Source organism: Streptomyces sp. NPDC012508 (assembly GCF_042902595.1).
GTDB lineage: Bacteria > Actinomycetota > Actinomycetes > Streptomycetales > Streptomycetaceae > Streptomyces.
On the sequence record NZ_JBIBEO010000003.1, the window covers coordinates 564,395 to 581,386 of the forward strand.

The window sequence follows — 16,992 nt, forward strand, 5'->3', positions numbered from 1 at the left end:
CTGCTGAGCCCCTCACCGTCCTACGGTGGGGGGCTGCATGCGTGTAGGTTCGGGCCCACGTGCTCCCGGGGGGAGTGAGCGGGGGAAGAGGGAAGAAGAGATGTCGAGACTGCCAGGATGGCTGAGTCGGCTGGGCGACGAGCTCAGCCGCATGGGCGAACGCCTGGACGAGCGCCGTGCCCGCGCCGAGCGCGCGCACGACCTGGGCGCGGGCGACGCGGCCACGCCCGGCGGCGGCTCCGGCGCAGATGGCAGGCACGGCGACGGGCCGGAGCGTGGCGACGAAGCGGCCACGGGCCACGGCCCGGAGGAAGCACCCGAGTCGGCGTCCGGCGGTGACCGGTTCGCCAAGGGCGCGTCCTCGTCCGGACCCGCGTCCGGTGCCGGTCGCGAACCCGGCGGCGAACCCGGGCGCGAGGCCGGCCGGGGTGCCGAGCGGTGGCCCGGGAAGCGGCGGGCGCCGCAGCGGAGCGCCGCGGCCGTCTCCGTACCGGCGCCCCCCGACTACGCCCCCGCCGTCGCCGCCCGTCCGGACCCGGTCGCCGCGATCCCGTGGGGCATGCGGGTCGCCGCCGAGGCGGGCTGGCGGCTGCTCGTGCTCGCCGGCACCCTCTGGGTGCTGATGAAGGTGATCAGCTCGGTGCAGCTGGTCGTCCTCGCCTTCGTCGCCGCTCTCCTCATCACCGCCCTGCTCCAACCGACCGTCGCGCGGCTGCGCAAGATGGGTCTGCCGCGCGGGGTGGCCACGGCGGTCACCGCCGTCTCCGGCTTCGTGATCATGGGGCTTGTCGGCTGGTTCGTGGTCTGGCAGGTCATGGACAACATCGACAACCTCTCGGACCGTGTCCGGGACGGTATCGAGGAGCTGAAGCGCTGGCTGCTGGACAGCCCGTTCCATGTGACCGAGAAGCAGATCAACGACATCGCCAAGAACCTCAGCGACACGATCGGCGCGAACACCGAGCAGATCACCTCCGCGGGGCTCCAGGGCGTGACCGTCGTCATCGAGGCGATCACCGGGATACTGCTCGCGATGTTCTCGACCCTCTTCCTTCTCTACGACGGGAAGAAGGTCTGGCAGTGGACGCTGAAGCTGGTGCCCGCCCAGGCCCGTCCCGGTGTCGCGGGCGCGGGGCCGCGGGCCTGGCGGACGCTGACCGCGTATGTGCGGGGAACGGTGATCGTCGCCCTGATCGACGCGGTCTTCATCGGCCTCGGGCTGTACTTCCTCGACGTGCCGATGGCCGTCCCGCTCGCCGTCTTCATCTTCCTGTTCGCCTTCATCCCGCTCGTCGGCGCCGTCATCTCCGGCGCCCTCGCGGTCGTGGTCGCGCTGGTCACCAACGGGGTGTTCACCGCCCTGATGGTCCTCGTCGTGGTGCTGGCCGTGCAGCAGATCGAGGGCCATGTGCTCCAGCCGTTCATCCTGGGCCGCGCGGTGCGGGTCCATCCGCTCGCCGTCGTCCTCGCGGTCGCGGCCGGCGGACTGACCGCCGGTATCGGCGGCGCGGTGGTCGCGGTGCCGCTGGTCGCCGTCACCAACACCGTGGTCGGCTACCTGCGCGCGTACAGCCATGAACAGGCCCTGCTCAGTACCCCGGAGCCGCGCGGCGCGACCGCGTTCGCCGTCGCGCCGACCCCGGCGCCCGGCTCCAAGGACCGGGGCGACGCGTGATCTCCGAGCCGGAGCTGGTGGGCGGGGCCGACTTCCCGGCCGGCCAGGTCCTCACACCGGAGCCGTCCGAGCCGCCGGAGCCCCGGGCGCCTCGCCCCCGCCGCCCCTGGCTGTGGGCGCTCGGCGGCGCGGTGGTGGCTTCGGCGGTGTGGGGCGCGGGACTCTACGCGTACGAGCGGAGCCGGGACGAGGGGCCGGACCTCGGGGGGTACCGCACCGTCGCGAACCTCTGCGAGAAGGCGGAGCTGAAGGCGCTGACCGGGGTCCTCGGCGCGAAGTCCGCGGACGCCGGGGACTCGGCGGAGGATCACGCGGCGCTCCTCACGGCGCACTGCTCGGTGACGCTCGGCCCGCCGGACACCGGCTACAGCGTCTCCCTCACGTACCGGCTGCACAAGGTGACCGACCCGGGGCCGGAGTTCGCGGCGATGCACGAGAGTCCCGCCATGTCGGACTACGAGCGGATCGAGGGCGTGGGGGAGAGCGCCTACGCCGTCCGGCACCCGGACGACGAGGGTGCCGAGATGAGCGTGCTGGACGGGCAGGTCGAGCTGATGATCTCCCTCAGCGCGAACGTCGTCTGGGACGAGGACGCGGGCGAGGGGGTCGTCCAGACCGAGAAGGTCGACCTCTCCGGTATCGAGACCGTGCTCGCCCAGGACGTCAACACGCTGATGGCGGCGCTCAAGAAGCCCTGACGGCGGTGCTCAGGACATGACGGAAGGGCCCCGGGGAATCCCCGGGGCCCTTCCTGCCGAGCGTGTTCGCCCTACTCGGCGATGAGCGCTTCCGCGTCCAGCGTCACGCCGACCGCCTGGATCACCGAGGCGATCTTGACCGCCTCCTGGATCGTCTCGCGGTCGACACCGGCCTTGCGCAGGACCTGCTCGTGCGAGTCCAGGCACTGGCCGCAGCCGTTGATCGCGGAGACGGCCAGCGACCACAGCTCGAAGTCGACCTTCTCGACGCCCGGGTTGCCGATGACGTTCATCCGCAGACCGGCGCGCATCGTCCCGTACTCCGGGTCGGACAGCAGGTGCCGGGTCCGGTAGAAGACGTTGTTCATCGCCATGATCGCGGCGGCGGACTTGGCCGCCGTGTACGCCTCGGGCTTGAGGTTGGCCTTGGCCTCCGGCTCCAGCTCCGCGAGGACCTTCGGCGAGCGCGAGGCGATCGCGCAGGCGAGGACGGTGCCCCAGAGCTGCTGCTGCGGGAGCTCGCTGTTGCCGATGACCGAACCGAGGTTCAGCTTCAGGTCCTTGGCGAAGTCCGGTATGGCGGACTTGAGTTCATCGAGAGCCATGGCGGATCACTCGCCCGACAGGAGCGCGACCGGGTCGAGGGTGTTCTCGCCCTTGGTCCAGTTGCACGGGCACAGCTCGTCGGTCTGCAGGGCGTCCAGGACCCGCAGGACCTCCTTGGGGTTACGGCCCACGGAGCCGGCGGTCACCATGGTGAACTGGATCTCGTTGTTCGGGTCCACGATGAAGACGGCGCGCTGGGCGAAGCCGTCCTCGCCCTCGACGCCGCAGTCGCGCATCAGCTCGTGCTTGGAGTCGGCGAGCATCGGGAAGGGCAGGTCACGCAGGTCGGCGTGGTCCTTGCGCCAGGCGTGGTGCACGAACTCCGAGTCGCCGGAGGCGCCGAGGATCTGGGCGTCGCGGTCCGCGAACTCGTCGTTCAGCTTGCCGAAGGCGGCGATCTCGGTCGGGCAGACGAAGGTGAAGTCCTTGGGCCAGAAGAACACCACGCGCCACTTGCCCTCGTAGGACTTGTGGTTGATCTGCTCGAACTCCTTGCCGCTCTCCAGCGACACGCAGGCGGTCAGGTCGTAGGTGGGGAACTGGTCACCGACAGTGAGCACGCGCTCTCCTTGCAAGTTGGAAGGTCCCTTTTGAGGTCTTCCGTGAGGGGTTGGACGTGCTTCATCCTGGCACGGAGTGCATTGATCAGTGAAATAGCTAGACTGCGTCGGGTTGATCGAAGGTGGTTATCAGTGATCCCTGCACGACGTATGAAGCAGCCCAGCCTGTCCCAGCTCAGAGCCTTCGCGGCGGTCGCGGAGCATCTGCACTTCCGGGACGCGGCGGCGGCGATCGGTATGAGCCAGCCGGCGCTTTCGGGCGCGGTTTCGGCTCTCGAAGAGGCACTCGGTGTCCAGCTCCTCGAGCGTACGACGCGCAAGGTGCTGCTCTCGCCAGCGGGTGAGCGGCTCGCGGTGCGGGCCCGGGGTGTGCTGGACGCCGTGTCGGAGCTGATGGAGGAGGCGGAGGCGGCGCAGGCCCCGTTCACGGGGGTGCTGCGGCTGGGGGTGATCCCGACCGTCGCGCCGTATCTGCTGCCCACCGTGCTGGGTCTGGTCCATGAGCGGTATCCGGAGCTCGACCTCCAGGTCCATGAGGAGCAGACCTCCTCGCTTCTGGAGGGGCTCGCGGCCGGGCGGCTCGACCTGCTGCTGCTCGCCGTGCCGCTGGGAGTGCCCGGCGTCACCGAACTCCCGCTCTTCGACGAGGACTTCGTGCTCGTCACCCCGCGCGGCCACGCGCTGGCCGACCGGGACGACATACCGCGAGAGGCCCTGAAGGAGCTCAACCTGCTGCTCCTCGACGAGGGGCACTGCCTGCGCGACCAGGCCCTCGACATCTGCCGGGAGGCCGGGCGTACGGAGGGGACGCCGGTCACCACGACCGCCGCGGGCCTCTCCACGCTGGTCCAGCTGGTGGCGGGCGGGCTGGGGGTGACGCTGCTCCCGCGCACGGCGGTCAGGGTCGAGACGGCGCGCAACGCGGCCCTGTTCACCGGCTGCTTCACCGACCCCGCGCCCTCGCGCCAGGTCGCTCTCGCCATGCGCACGGGCGCGGCCCGGCAGGCGGAGTTCGAGGAGCTGGCGGAGGCGCTGCGGGGCGCGATGAGGCGTCTTCCGGTACGGGTGGTCGGCGCCGGTTCCTGAAACCCCCCGGTTTCGGGAACCGGCGCCCATGCGCCGTACACGCGCTCGACGGGTTATTCGGTCCTCAGCCCGTCCGCTCGCATCAGGCGCCACAGCACCGGCATGCTCAGCAGCGTCACGGCCGCGATCAGTGCGATCCCGATCCCGGTGACGGGCAGGAAGACCCACCAGTCCAGGACCTGTTGCCCCGTCATCTTCAGCAGGACGACGCCGAGGCCGAGTCCGCCCGCCACGGCGAGGGCGAGGCCGAGCGCGATCGGCACCGCCGTCTGCCACAGCACCGACCAGCTCAGGGTGGTGCGCCGGGTGCCGAAGGCGACCAGCGAGGAGAGCAGCCGCTTGCGGTCCCTGAGCTGTTCGAGCGTGGTCACCAGGAGCGAGGCCGCCACCAGGAGCATCGTGAGGGTGGAGCCCACGAGGATGCCGGTGCGGACGCTGGCGAACTGCGCGTTCCGCTCGGTGTTCTTGAGCGTGCGCACCCACGAGGTCGGGTCGAGGGCCACGGCCGTGTTCCGTACGTGCTCGGCGGCGTCCGGTACGGCCGGGTCGAGCCGGACCATCGCGAGCGCGGCGGGATCGTCGAGCCGGGCCGCGTCGATCGACGACGGGGTGGCGAGGATCCCGAACTCGTACATGCCCGTCGGGTCGGGGCGGGAGTCCACGATCCGGGTGGTGGTGGGCAGACGCCACTGGGGGACCGTGCCCTTGTGCTCCTCCGGGTCCCGCAGGGCGACCGCCCGGCCCGGCTTCGCGGTCTCCATGACCCAGCTGTCGGGCGGCCCTCCCTGGGCGCCGTGCGCCAGGGCGATGAAGACGTCACCGTCCGTGCAGGAGGGCAGCGTCGCGAACTCGCGGAGGGAGGCGCAGTCGCCGACCTTGATCGAGGTGAGCGGGCTGAAGTCCTCGCCCTCCTCGAGGGCACCGGGCCGGTACGCGTAGGACGTGATCGTGCCGGACACTCCGCCGACGCCCGGGGTCTGCGTGAAGCGGGTGATCATCTCCCGGGCCTCGTCGCCGGTCGTCGCCTCGGTCTCGGCGACGAGCTGGGCCCGTGTGGAGTCCTCGCCGGTGGCCTGCGTGAACCCCTGCTCCATCGCCTGGAAGAGCATCTGGAGCGCGATCGCGCCGGCGGCCGCGACGACGATGCCGCTGACGGCGCGGGCCGCCGTACCGCTGCTCAGCTGGAGCCTGCGGACGGCCAGTTGCCAGGACACCGGCCCCCGGTGCAGCCGCTTCACACCGGCTTCCACGAGCCATGGCAGCAGGGTGGTGAGGCCGATCAGGGCGAGCGTGACGCCGGCTCCGATGCCCACGGTGTCGATGGCGGTCTGGTTCACCTCCACCGTCCCGAACAGCGGCACGAGCAGGGCCACGCCGGCTGCCAGGAGCAGCAGCCGCCACCACAGCCGGCGGCGTCGCGGCGCGGCGGAGCGGACGACGCCGAGCGGCTCGATCGCCACGCCGCGCAGGGCGAAGAGGGTGACGACGACCGAGGCGACCGGGACCACGACGAGGACGAGCGCGGCGAGGGCGGGCATCGGTACGACGTCGGACGGGAACGCGTTGACGTCCCAGATGGTGACCGTACCGGCGAACTGCCGGGCCACGGCGAAGAGTCCGACGCCGACCGCGAGGCCGAGGAGCGCGCCCGCCAGGGACTCGCCGGCCGCGATCCGCCGGGTCGTCGCGGTGTCCGCGCCGACGAGGCGGAGCGCCGCGAGCCGCCGGTCGCGCTGTTCGCCGCCGAAGCGGACGGCGGTCGCGATGAAGACGAGGACCGGGAGCAGCAGGACGACGGAGGCGACGAGGACGAGGAGGATCAGGAATGCGTTGAACGGTTCGGCGGGCACCGACCAGCCGTAGCGTGATCCGCGCCCGTCGTAGTTGTCGGTGGTGAGGAAGTCGACGTGGGCGACGTAGCGCAGTTCGGCCGGGCCGATGAGTCCCGCGTCGCCGATCGTGCCGACGGCCTTGTAGGGGAGCCGTTCCTTGAGGAGGGCGCCTTCGGGGGAGTCGAGCAGGTCGCGGAGCGCGGGCGAGACGAGCATCTCGCCGGTCGGGGGCAGCTTCGAGGTGCCGGGCGGGAGAGGGGTCTGCGTGCCCTCGGGTTGCAGAAGGAGCCCGGTGACGGATCGGTCGCGGTAGGTCGTGGTCTGTCCGAGGTGGAGGAACGTGTCGGCTCGGGGGCCGGTCTCCTGCTCGCTGCCGTCGACGGAGCGGGTCGCCTCGCGGACCTCCCGCTGGTGGAGCATGCCGGGCAGGGAGGCGGCGGCGAGCAGCAGGGCGACGCCGAAGCCGACGCCGAGCGCGGTCAGGAGGGTGCGGAGCAGGCCGGACCGTCCTCCGGTGACCGCGAACCGGGCGCCGAGCGTCAGATCGCGGGACCAGGTACGGAGCCTCATACCGCCCACTCCGTGTCGCGCACGGCGCCGTCGCGGACGACGACCTCGCGGTCGGAGTAGGCGGCGACGCGGGCCTCGTGGGTGACGAGGACGACGGCGGCGCCGGTGTCGCGGGCGGCGTCCGTGAGCAGCTCCATCACGCGTTCGCCGTTGAGGGAGTCGAGCGCGCCGGTCGGCTCGTCGGCGAAGAGGACCCGGGGCGCGGTGACGAGCGAGCGGGCGACGGCGACCCGCTGGCCCTGGCCGCCGGATATCTCGCCGGGCCGCTTGCCGGCGATGTCGCCGACCTCCAGGCGGTCCAGCCACTCCCGGGCGCGGGTTTCGGCGCTCCTGCGCCGTTCGCCGTTCAGACGCAGCGGAAGGGCGACGTTCTCGACGCAGGTCAGCTCCGGCACGAGTTGTCCGAACTGGAAGACGAAGCCGAAGTCGGTGCGGCGCAGGGCGCTGCGTTCGCCGTCCGACAGGGCGGTCAGCTCGCGCCCGTCGTAGGTGATGGTTCCGGCGTCGGGCCGGACGATCCCGGCGAGGCAGTGCAGGAGCGTGGACTTCCCGGAGCCCGAGGGGCCCATCACGGCGACGACCTCGCCGGCCCGGATGGCGAAGTCGGCGCCGGAGAGCGCCGGGGTCGGCCCGTACGCCTTGTCCAGGCCGGTCGCCCGGAGCAGGGGGGTGGCGGTCATCGGCGGATCTCCTCGGCGAGGCGGTCGAGCCGGGCGGCGGTCAGCTCCAGCCAGCGCAGATCGGCTTCGAGGTGGAAGAGCGCGTGGTCGCAGATCAGCTGGTCGGCGAGGTCGCCGCCCTTCTTGCGCCGGGTCAGGTCGCGCATCAGCCGAAGGTGCTCCGCGCGCTGGACGTCGAGCAGTTCGGCGGCGCCGCGTCCGGTGAGGAGCGCGAGGACGACCTTGGTGTAGAGCGTGGACTGCAGATACGGCTCCGGCTTCTCGGGCCGGCTCAGCCACTGCTCGACGTCGGTGACGCCGGCCTCGGTGATGGCGTACCGCTTCCGCTCGGGGCCTTCGCCGGCCTCGATGCTGTCGACCTCGACCAGGCCGTTCTTCAGCAGCCGGGACATCGTCGAGTAGACCTGCCCGTAGTGCAGCGGACGGTCGTGGCCGAACTTCTCGTCGAAGGCGCGCTTGAGGTCGTAGCCGTGGCGCGGACCGGACTCCAGGAGCCCGAGAAGGGTGTGTCCGATTGACATGGCGTCACTCTACACCCTGTGTATACGCACAGTTTATAGCTGCGCTGACCAGGAGGGACGCGAGATGTGACCCGCGCCGCACAACCATCCGTGCCCCAGGAGCGTCGGTTCCAGCGAGACAGGTGCTGATTCTCACGTCCGGAAAAGACCGGATCGAGTGCACTTTGTCAGCATCGGCGGTGTTAGCTTGCTGAGCTGATTCGGAGCGGACACCTGCCCGAGACCACGACGAGCGGAGCGACGGAGAACATGGGCCGAGCGGACAAGGGCCAGGGGAAGAAGGGCGGGCGCATACGCCGTCTCTTCACCTGGAAGAAGATCCTGGGCACGTTCTTCGTCGGCTGCCTGCTCCTGATGGGCGCGTTCTACACGATCTACGTGATGGTCCCGGTGCCGACGGCCAACGCCCAGGCGACCATGCAGAGCAACGTCTACAAGTACGAGAACGGCAAGATCCTCGCCCGCACCGGTGAGATCAACCGCGAGATCGTGGGCCTGGAGAAGATCCCGCGCGAGGTGCAGTACGCCTTCGTCGCCGCCGAGAACAAGACCTTCTACAAGGACAACGGCATCGACATCAAGGGCACCGTCCGCGGCGCCCTCAACACGATCTCCGGCAAGGGCAAGCAGGGTGGTTCGACCATCACCCAGCAGTACGTGAAGAACTACTACCTGGACCAGGACCAGACGGTCACCCGCAAGCTCAGGGAAATGGTGATCGCGCTCAAGGTCGACCAGCAGAGTTCGAAGTCGGACATCCTCGCCGGGTACATGAACACGAGCTTCTACGGCCGCAGCGCGTACGGCATCCAGGCCGCCGCCCAGTCGTACTACGGCGTCGACGCCGCCAAGCTGAACGTCGCCCAGGGCGCCTACCTCGCCTCCCTGCTCCAGGCCCCCAACCAGTACGACTGGACCGCCGCCTCGCCGACCGGCCGCAAGCTGGTCGAGGAGCGCTGGAACTACACCCTCGACAACATGGTCGAGGAGGGCTGGCTCGACCCGACGGAGCGGGCCACGCTGAAGTTCCCCGCACCGCTCAAGGAGAAGGCCGCCCCCGGCATGGAGGGGCAGCGCGGCTACCTCGTCGAGGCCGCCAACCAGGAGCTGATGCGGCAGGGCATCAGCGCCGAGGACATCAAGGCCGGCGGCTGGACGATCACGCTCAACATCGACGAGCAGAAGCAGAAGGACCTGGTCAAGGCGGTCGAGCGGCAGCTCGAGAAGAAGCTCGACCGCAAGGGTGACAAGAAGGACGCCACCGTCCAGGCCGGCGCCACCTCCGTCGACCCGAAGACCGGCAAGGTCGTCGCGATGTACGGCGGCATCGGCGCCACCGAGCACTGGACGTCGAACGCCACCCGCCGCGACTACCAGCCCGCCTCGACGTTCAAGCCGATCGTCCTCGCCTCCGCCCTCGACAACCGCGCCCTGACCCAGGACGGCCGGAAGATCGGCCTCGGCACGATCTACGACGGCACCAGCAAGCGCCCCGTCGTGGGCAGCTCCATCCCCTTCAAGCCGGAGAACGAGGACAACCGCAGCTACGGCCCGGTCACCGTCCAGAAGGCCACCAACAGCTCGATCAACTCCGTCTTCGCGCAGATGATCGTCGACGTCGGCCCGGGCCCCACCAAGAAGACCGCGCTCGACCTCGGCATGAAGGACGGGGCGGACTTCGGCGAGACCCCCGCGATGTCGCTCGGCACCATGGGCGCCTCCACCTGGGACATGGCCGGCGTCTACGCCACGCTGAACAACCACGGCGTCAAGGTCACCCCGACGATCGTGAAGTCCGCCGAGCACAAGGACCGCAAGGCCGACCCGGTGAAGTCGATCGGCGGTCAGGTCATCAGCCGCGAGGCCGCCGACACCGTCACCAAGGGGATGACCGGCGTCGTCCGCAGCGGCTCCGGCTTCCGGGCCGCCGGCGACTACGCGGCGGCCGGCAAGACCGGCACCTCGGAGAACAACCGCTCCGCCTGGTTCGTCGGCTACACCCCCGAACTGGTCACCGCCGTCGGCCTCTTCGGCGAGGACCCCAAGGGCAACCAGGTCACCCTCACCGACACGATCAACCCGGGCCGCGCCAACGGTGGCCGTACCCCCGCCCAGATCTGGGGCGACTACACCACCGCGGCGCTCGACGGAGGCTCCGACGCCCGGTTCGACCTGGAGACCGACGGCTCCGGTGACGTCGTGGAACCGGACCCGACCCCGACGCGGACCGGCGACGCCCCGACGTCGACCCCGCCGCCCGTCACCCAGTCCCCGGACCCGACGCCGCCGCCGACCTCGACGGCGACCACGCCGCCGCAGCCGACGGACACGATCACGGTCCCGCCGCCGCCCACGCAGACGACGGACCCGGTGCCGCCGACGATCGAACCGCCGGTCGACGGCGACACCGAGAACGACGACGCACGCAGCGAGCGATGACACGACGAAGGCCGGACCCGAGAGGGGTCCGGCCTTCGTCGTACGTCGGAACGCTCAGGCGGGCGTGACCGCTCAGGGCCGCACGCGGGTCCGCTCAGGGCCGCACGCGTGCCCCGGCCCGCCCACGGCCGAACGCTCAGGTGCGCGTGGCCAGTTCGAACCAGACCACCTTGCCGCCCGAGAGCCGTGTCGCCCCCCACCGTCTGGCCAGCCGGTTCACCAGGAACAGCCCGCGGCCGCCCTCGTCCGTGTCCCGCGCCCGCCGCTGGCGCGGCAGCTGCGGGGAGTCGTCGCCGACCTCGCAGCGCAGGACGTCGGTCTTGAGCAGCCGCAGGGTCACCGGCCGCTCCGCGTACCGCACGGCGTTCGTCACGACCTCGCTGATCAGCAGCTCGACCGAGTCCGAGAGCTCCTCCAGGTCCCAGCGCGCCAGCGCCCGCCGGGCGAGCCGCCGCGCCCGGCCCGGCGCCGCGTCCTCCGGCTCCAGGAACCAGTACGCCACATCGCTCGGCGCGATCCCGTCGAAGCGGGCCGCGAGCAGCGCGATGTCGTCGTCCCGGTCGCCCGGGCCGAGCATGTCGAGGACGTCGTCGCAGAGGGCCTCGAGCGGCGGCGAGTGGTCCGGGCCGGTCAGCTGGGCGGTCGCCGCCAGGCGCTCGCGGAGCTGCTCTATCCCGGTCCACACGTCCCGCAGCCGCGACTCGACCAGGCCGTCCGTGTACAGCAGCAGCGTGGCGCCCGCGGGGGCGTCCAGCTCGACCGCCTCGAAGTCGACCCCGCCCACGCCGATCGGCGCGCCCGGCGGCACGCGCAGGACCTCCGCCCGGCCGCCGAGGTGGAGCAGTATCGGCGGCGGATGCCCCGCGTTGGCGATCGTGATCCGGTGGGAGACCGGGTCGTACACCGCGTACATGCAGGTCGCCATCCGGTCCTGGCCGAGCCGCTGGGCCTGCTCGTCGAGGTGGTGCAGGACCTCCTGGGGCGGCAGGTCGAGGCCGGCCAGGGTCTGCGCCGTGGTCCGCAGCTGGCCCATGATCGCCGCGGAGGTCATGGAGTGGCCCATGACGTCGCCGACGACCAGCGCCACCCGGCTGCCGGGCAGCGGGATCGCGTCGTACCAGTCGCCGCCCACCCGGGCCGTCTCGGCGGCCGGGAGATAGCGGGAGGCGAGCCGGACGCCGGTCGGCTGCGGCAGCGAGTCGGGGAGCATCGTGCGCTGGAGCTCGTCGGCGATGTACGCCTCACGGCCGTACAGCACGGCCTTGTCGATACCGAGCGCGGTGTGGGTGGCGAGCTGGGCCGCGACGAGCAGGTCGTTGGGCTCGAAGGCGGGCCGTTCGGGACGGCGCAGGAAGACGGCGGCGCCGATGACCCGGCGGCGGCCGCGCAGCGGGGCGAGTATCGCGCGGTGGCCGCCGGGCAGGACGTGCTCCCGCCCGAGCAGCTCGGACAGGGCGGCGCGGGCGGCCGCGGAGTCGCCGAAGACCGGCCGCACCCCGCGCAGCACCTCGGCCAGGGCCCCACCGGAGCGCACCTCGCAGAGTTCGGCCGCGGGCGTCGGGTCCGGGTCGGGGACGAGGGTCAGCTCCTCGCCCTCCACGTCCGTTAAACGGAGCCGGTCGGTGCGGCGCAGCCGCAGCACGAACGGCGCGACCGGCCGTTCGTCGCCCACCGGGAGAGGGTCGCGCAGATAGACCAGGATCGCGTCGGAGAACGTCGGCACGGTCGCCCGGCAGAGCCCGAGCACGATCTCGTCGAGGTCTATCCCGCGCGCGATCCGCCGGGTCGCCGCGCCCACGAACCGCAGCCGGTCGCCCTCGCGCCGGGCCGCGGCCCCGTCCTGCGCCGGCGGGGCGCCGGGGGTTCCCGGGGATTCCGGGGCGCTCGGGGTGGCGGGGGTGGCGTTCACGGCCATCGCGGCCGCCGGGGCGGCCGTCTGCGCGGGCGTGCCGCCTCCGGCGCTGCCCGCCGTGTGCGGCGCCACCTGTCCGGGCACGGGGCGGCCGGTGCCGTCGCCCGAACCGTCCGCGGTGTGCTCACGGTCGGCGCCCGGCGTGCCGTCGGGGCGTCTGCCTGCGGCGGCGGACCGGGGACCTGCCGAGCCGGGCTGCGCCGGCACCGGCGCCTCGGCCGCTTGCTGCCGGGGGCGGGTGCGCTCGTGCGGCCGGGCAGCCAGCGGCTGCCGGCCTTCGTGGGAGGTGGGATGCTCCGTCACGCGTGGGATTCCGTCCGTCCGGGCCGGTGGTGCGATGCACTCGCTCTTCTCGCCGATGCCGCGCCTTCACGGGGGATAAACCCCTGGCGCGCGGTGGATCTGAATGCCCCGCGAGCAGCGGCTACGACAGGGGTCGGCACACCCGGGCAGACGTCCGGCACTGCTCTCCCCCTCAAGAATGACTTACGGTCAGGTCCTGCGCTGTGCTCTGTGGTTGACACCGTGTTCGGTGGATCATCGTCGTGCGGAGGACGATCCTACGTTTGCACCCCGGGGGCGCATCAAGGGTCTCACGGTGCGGTGTGCGCCGGGGTGCGATCCCAGTCCGACGGCAGTTCGGGCACGGTCCAGCCGGGATCGGGCCGCCAGTCCTCCCACCCGTCGCGGAACGGCGTCCCCCAGGCCCGGATCACCTCGACGGCGGCTTCGCCCGCCGCACGGACCCGCGCGGCCTGCGCCGGGTCCATCAGGCCGGCCCGCTGGGCCTGCGCGAACTCGTCCTCGTCCCGCCACAGCCAACTGCGGTCGGGGTAGACGGAGATGTCGAGGAAGTGGTCCACGGAGTCGATGCCGCCGGACCACCGGGTGCGCGGCTCCTCCAGGTTCACGTACCAGCTGCGGAAGCTCCAGCCGCGCTCCCAGAACAGCCAGACCGACCAGGGGTCGCCCGGCCGGGCCAGCTTCAGCACACCCGTACCGAACCAGCGCGAGCGGACCGTGGTCCGCGGGGCGGTGTAGCGGGTGGCGAGCGGTTCCTGGTGGACGGGCGTGCCGTCGGCGAGTACCGGCTTGACGCACTCGGTGCCCGGCGCCATCCAGACGGCGAGCAGGTCGGCGGTGTCGCGCACGACCGTCACGGGCCGGCAGATGTGCACATCGCCGGATGCGTTGTCGCGGTAGCGCCAGAGGATGTGATCCCCCGGCGCCCAGTGCTGAGAGCCGCCCGATCCTGTCATGCGCAGATATTAGGGGCGCACCCCCTCGGCCGCTGCGACGCAGGTCACGGATGAGTCATACGCAGCACGTCGAGAGCCTCGTCCAGCTGTTCGACCGTCAGGTCTCCCCGGTCGACGTACCCGCCCTCCAGGACCACCTGGCGGATCGTCTTCCGTTCGGCCAGGGACCTCTTGACCACCTTCGCCGCCTCCTCGTAGCCGATGTACCTGTTCAGCGGGGTGACGACGGACGGCGAGGACTCGGCGTACTCCCGGGCCCGTTCGACGTTGGCGGTGATCCCGTCGACGGTACGGTCGGCCAGCAGGCGCGCGGCATTGGCCAGAAGTCGTACGGACTCCAGCAGGTTCTTGGCCATCACCGGGAGCATCACGTTGAGCTCGAAGTTCCCGGACGCGCCCGCCACCGCCACCGTGGTGTCGTTTCCGGTCACCTGTGCGGCGACCATCAGGACGGCTTCGGGAATGACCGGATTCACCTTGCCCGGCATGATCGACGAGCCGGGCTGGAGGTCGGGGAGGTTGATCTCGGCCAGTCCGGTGCGCGGGCCGCTCGCCATCCAGCGCAGATCGTTGGAGATCTTCGTCAGTCCGACGGCGATGGTCCTGAGCTGGCCCGACGTCTCCACCAGGCCGTCCCGGGCGCCCTGCGCCTCGAAGTGGTCGCGGGCCTCGGTGAGGGGCAGGCCGGTCGTGTCGGCGAGTTCGGCGACGACCGCGGCGGAGAAGCCGGGTGGCGTGTTGATGCCGGTGCCCACCGCCGTACCGCCGAGGGGGAGTTCGGCGAGCCGGGGGAGCGAGGCGCGCAGCCGCTCGATCCCGTACCTGACCTGTGCCGCGTAGCCACCGAACTCCTGGCCGAGGGTCACCGGCGTGGCGTCCATGAGGTGGGTCCGGCCGGACTTCACGACCGTCGCGAATTCGGCCGATTTCCGCTCCAGCGAGGCGGCCAGATGATCGAGGGCGGGGATGAGGTCGTGGGTCACAGCGGCCGTGGCGGCGATGTGGATCGAGGACGGGAAGACGTCGTTGGACGACTGCGAGGCGTTCACGTGGTCGTTGGGGTGGACCTCGCGGCCCTCGGGGAGCCGCTCGGTGGCGAGCGTGGCGAGGACCTCGTTGGTGTTCATGTTGGAGGAGGTGCCCGAGCCGGTCTGGAAGACGTCCACCGGGAAGTGCTCGTCCCAGCGGCCCTCGGCGACCTCGGCGGCGGCTGCCGCGATGGCGTCCGCGCGGTCCTGGTCGATCACCCCGAGCGAGGCGTTGACCTTGGCGGCGGCGGCCTTGATCCGGGCCAGGGCCTCGATGTGGGCGCGCTCCAGCCGCTGCCCCGAGACGGGGAAGTTCTCCAGGGCCCGCTGGGTCTGGGCCCGCCACTTGGCGTGCGCGGGAACCCGCACCTCGCCCATCGAGTCGTGCTCGATCCGGTACTCGCTCGTGTCGTCGTTCATGACGTCAACCTCCATGCAAAGGTGAGCACTTGTCTTGTTCTGGCTATTCCCATTGCGCTTACCGGCCAGTAAAAACCGTGGGTAACCCCACTTCCAGGAGGCGCAATGAGGCGCACCAGGTACAGACTCCGTTGGGCGATCGCGGTCACGGCCGCGGCCGTCGCGGCCCTCGGAACGACGGCCGCCGCCGCCCCCGCCGGCGCGGCCCCGAGCACACCCCGTACCGTCGCCGCCGTACCGCTGCCGCCCGAGCTCGAGGCCGTCCGGGCAGCCGAGGCGACCAGGATCTACGGCAGCCCCGAGGAACGCCCGCTCACGCAGCGCAAGAGCGGCCTGATCTCGCTCGGTGACAGCGAGATCTCCGGCGAGGGCGTCGGTACGTACGAGCCGCCCACCAACGGCCCGAGCAACTGGTGCCACCGCTCGCCCGAGGCCGCCATCCACCGCACCGGGATCCCCGCGGACCTCACCTTCAACGTGTCCTGCTCCGGTGCGTACAGCGGCAACATCAGGATCGGCGGCTCCAGGCAGTACGCCGACGAACTGGTCCAGAGCGACAACCTGGCCGTCAAGGCCCGCAACACCCGGATCAAGATGGTCGTCCTGGTCGCCGGAGCCAACGACGATCTCCAGTTCGGACCCGTGATGACGGACTGCGTCACGCGCTACCTGACCCTGCAGGGCCCGTGCGAGACGAAGTACGCCGGCGGCTGGCAGGCCCGGGTCGACGCCCTCGTGCCCAAGGTCGAGCAGACCGTCCGGGACCTGAGGACCGTGATGCGCGACGCCGGGTATGCCGACGGCGACTACAAGCTCGTCGTCATGGGCTACCCGAGCCCCATCGGCCCGGACTTCCCCGACAACCCGAACTTCCCCGGCAAGCTCGCCTGCGGCGGGCTTGGCTACGACTCCGACACGGTCTGGGGCCGCAACACCGCCGTCCCCGCCTTCGAGCGCGGCATGCGCAGGGCGGCCGCGAACAGCGGCGCGACCTACCTCGACAACTCGCGGCTCTTCCACGGCCACGAGGTCTGCATGGAGGACACCTGGGCCCGCGGTCTGTACATCGACCTCTCCAAGCCCGGCACCCCGGACGAGAACTCGGTCCGGCAGTCCTTCCACCCGAACGCGAGCGGCCACCGCGCCTTCGCGTCCTGCCTCACGCAGATCTACAACTCGGGCCTGCGCGAAGCCAGTTGCGCGGACGTCAACTCCAGCGGGACGCCGACCCTCTTCCCGTACGCCTGGGACGACGTCTACCGGCCGCTGAGGAACCAGGCCACCGGCAACTGCGTGGACATCGAGGCGGCCACGTCGAGGAACGGCACCGCCGTCCTCGGCTGGGACTGCCACGGCGGCCGCAACCAGGGCTGGTGGTACGACTCCGCCCGCCGGACCGTCCACACGGAGCTGACCCAGGACCGCTGCCTGGACGTCCCGGGCGCCCGCTACCGGGCGGGCGAGGCGCTGGTCATCTGGAACTGCTCGGGCTCCGCCAACCAGCAGTTCGTACGCGACGGGGCCACGATCAAGCCCGCGGCCGCGACCGGGCTCTGCCTGACGCAGGCGGCGGCGAAGCAGCCGCTGCGGCTCCAGACCTGCGACGGCTCGGCGAACCAGCGCTTCGCCTGACCGTCCCCACGACGCCGTGGCCCCCGTCCGGTGCGGGACGGGGGCCACGGCCATGCCCGGAAGGCCCGTCGGGT

The 16,992-nt window shown here is 71.4% G+C and carries 13 protein-coding genes; 5 read left to right on the forward strand and 8 right to left on the reverse strand.

What is annotated here, in order from left to right:
• The first annotated feature begins 100 nt into the window (after positions 1-100).
• Positions 101-1,675: an AI-2E family transporter gene (locus ACFY8U_RS13060; protein ID WP_389569270.1), complete on the forward strand. Its 1,575-nt coding sequence runs from the start codon at positions 101-103 to the stop codon at positions 1,673-1,675.
• Positions 1,672-2,373 carry a hypothetical protein gene (locus tag ACFY8U_RS13065; protein WP_389569273.1) on the forward strand — a complete coding sequence of 234 codons (702 nt, stop codon included), beginning with the start codon at positions 1,672-1,674 and terminating at the stop codon, positions 2,371-2,373. Before ACFY8U_RS13060 ends, ACFY8U_RS13065 begins: the two co-directional genes overlap by 4 nt.
• Positions 2,374-2,444: 71 nt before the next feature.
• On the opposite strand, the gene ACFY8U_RS13070 is transcribed toward ACFY8U_RS13065, so the two are convergent.
• Together ACFY8U_RS13070 and ACFY8U_RS13075 are read right to left on the reverse strand one after the other, a co-directional pair.
• Complete coding sequence (locus ACFY8U_RS13070; protein ID WP_137993612.1) at positions 2,445-2,978, reverse strand: alkyl hydroperoxide reductase; 534 nt, start codon at positions 2,976-2,978, stop codon at positions 2,445-2,447.
• A gap of 6 nt (positions 2,979-2,984) precedes the next feature.
• A complete protein-coding gene (locus ACFY8U_RS13075) occupies positions 2,985-3,539 on the reverse strand; it encodes a peroxiredoxin (RefSeq protein WP_260229113.1) in 555 nt (184 codons plus the stop codon).
• Between the two features lie 150 nt (positions 3,540-3,689).
• On the opposite strand from ACFY8U_RS13075, the gene ACFY8U_RS13080 reads away from it, so the two are divergent.
• Positions 3,690-4,625, forward strand: coding sequence for a LysR substrate-binding domain-containing protein (locus ACFY8U_RS13080; RefSeq protein WP_389569729.1), 936 nt, complete (start codon positions 3,690-3,692; stop codon positions 4,623-4,625).
• 53 nt (positions 4,626-4,678) lie between these two features.
• Here the strand turns inward: ACFY8U_RS13080 and ACFY8U_RS13085 are convergent, their stop codons facing one another.
• The 3 genes from ACFY8U_RS13085 to ACFY8U_RS13095 are packed head-to-tail and all read right to left on the reverse strand — an operon-like array spanning position 4,679 to position 8,228.
• Positions 4,679-7,027: an ABC transporter permease gene (locus ACFY8U_RS13085; protein WP_389569275.1), complete on the reverse strand. Its 2,349-nt coding sequence runs from the start codon at positions 7,025-7,027 to the stop codon at positions 4,679-4,681.
• Positions 7,024-7,707: an ABC transporter ATP-binding protein gene (locus ACFY8U_RS13090; protein WP_389569278.1), complete on the reverse strand. Its 684-nt coding sequence runs from the start codon at positions 7,705-7,707 to the stop codon at positions 7,024-7,026. The genes ACFY8U_RS13085 and ACFY8U_RS13090 overlap by 4 nt, the downstream gene beginning before the upstream one ends.
• Positions 7,704-8,228: a PadR family transcriptional regulator gene (locus ACFY8U_RS13095; RefSeq protein ID WP_361436095.1), complete on the reverse strand. Its 525-nt coding sequence runs from the start codon at positions 8,226-8,228 to the stop codon at positions 7,704-7,706. The genes ACFY8U_RS13090 and ACFY8U_RS13095 overlap by 4 nt, the downstream gene beginning before the upstream one ends.
• A gap of 249 nt (positions 8,229-8,477) precedes the next feature.
• On the opposite strand from ACFY8U_RS13095, the gene ACFY8U_RS13100 reads away from it, so the two are divergent.
• Positions 8,478-10,667 carry a transglycosylase domain-containing protein gene (locus tag ACFY8U_RS13100; RefSeq protein ID WP_389569280.1) on the forward strand — a complete coding sequence of 730 codons (2,190 nt, stop codon included), beginning with the start codon at positions 8,478-8,480 and terminating at the stop codon, positions 10,665-10,667.
• Between the two features lie 136 nt (positions 10,668-10,803).
• Here ACFY8U_RS13100 and ACFY8U_RS13105 read toward each other — a convergent pair whose 3' ends face one another.
• The 3 genes from ACFY8U_RS13105 to ACFY8U_RS13115 all read right to left on the reverse strand — a co-directional run bounded on the left by ACFY8U_RS13105 (position 10,804) and on the right by ACFY8U_RS13115 (position 15,286).
• The gene (locus tag ACFY8U_RS13105; protein ID WP_389569283.1) at positions 10,804-12,882 is read right to left on the reverse strand and encodes a SpoIIE family protein phosphatase; all 2,079 of its coding nucleotides are present in this window, start codon (positions 12,880-12,882) and stop codon (positions 10,804-10,806) included.
• A gap of 290 nt (positions 12,883-13,172) precedes the next feature.
• Positions 13,173-13,838, reverse strand: a complete 666-nt coding sequence (locus ACFY8U_RS13110) for a DUF402 domain-containing protein (RefSeq protein WP_389569286.1) — start codon at positions 13,836-13,838, stop codon at positions 13,173-13,175.
• Between the two features lie 44 nt (positions 13,839-13,882).
• Positions 13,883-15,286, reverse strand: coding sequence for a class II fumarate hydratase (locus ACFY8U_RS13115; protein ID WP_389569289.1), 1,404 nt, complete (start codon positions 15,284-15,286; stop codon positions 13,883-13,885).
• Positions 15,287-15,391: 105 nt separating this feature from the next.
• On the opposite strand from ACFY8U_RS13115, the gene ACFY8U_RS13120 reads away from it, so the two are divergent.
• The gene (locus ACFY8U_RS13120; RefSeq protein WP_389569291.1) at positions 15,392-16,918 is read left to right on the forward strand and encodes a ricin-type beta-trefoil lectin domain protein; all 1,527 of its coding nucleotides are present in this window, start codon (positions 15,392-15,394) and stop codon (positions 16,916-16,918) included.
• Positions 16,919-16,992 lie beyond the last annotated feature (74 nt).

Coding starts and splice junctions, on each gene's coding strand:
- ACFY8U_RS13060 (WP_389569270.1), top strand. CDS start 101: ATGTCGAGACTGCCAGGATGGCTGAGTCGGCTGGGCGACGAGCTCAGC.
- ACFY8U_RS13070 (WP_137993612.1), bottom strand. CDS start 2,978: ATGGCTCTCGATGAACTCAAGTCCGCCATACCGGACTTCGCCAAGGAC.
- ACFY8U_RS13080 (WP_389569729.1), top strand. CDS start 3,690: ATGAAGCAGCCCAGCCTGTCCCAGCTCAGAGCCTTCGCGGCGGTCGCG.
- ACFY8U_RS13085 (WP_389569275.1), bottom strand. CDS start 7,027: ATGAGGCTCCGTACCTGGTCCCGCGATCTGACGCTCGGCGCCCGGTTC.
- ACFY8U_RS13090 (WP_389569278.1), bottom strand. CDS start 7,707: ATGACCGCCACCCCCCTGCTCCGGGCGACCGGCCTGGACAAGGCGTAC.
- ACFY8U_RS13095 (WP_361436095.1), bottom strand. CDS start 8,228: ATGTCAATCGGACACACCCTTCTCGGGCTCCTGGAGTCCGGTCCGCGC.
- ACFY8U_RS13100 (WP_389569280.1), top strand. CDS start 8,478: ATGGGCCGAGCGGACAAGGGCCAGGGGAAGAAGGGCGGGCGCATACGC.
- ACFY8U_RS13110 (WP_389569286.1), bottom strand. CDS start 13,838: ATGACAGGATCGGGCGGCTCTCAGCACTGGGCGCCGGGGGATCACATC.
- ACFY8U_RS13115 (WP_389569289.1), bottom strand. CDS start 15,286: ATGAACGACGACACGAGCGAGTACCGGATCGAGCACGACTCGATGGGC.
- ACFY8U_RS13120 (WP_389569291.1), top strand. CDS start 15,392: ATGAGGCGCACCAGGTACAGACTCCGTTGGGCGATCGCGGTCACGGCC.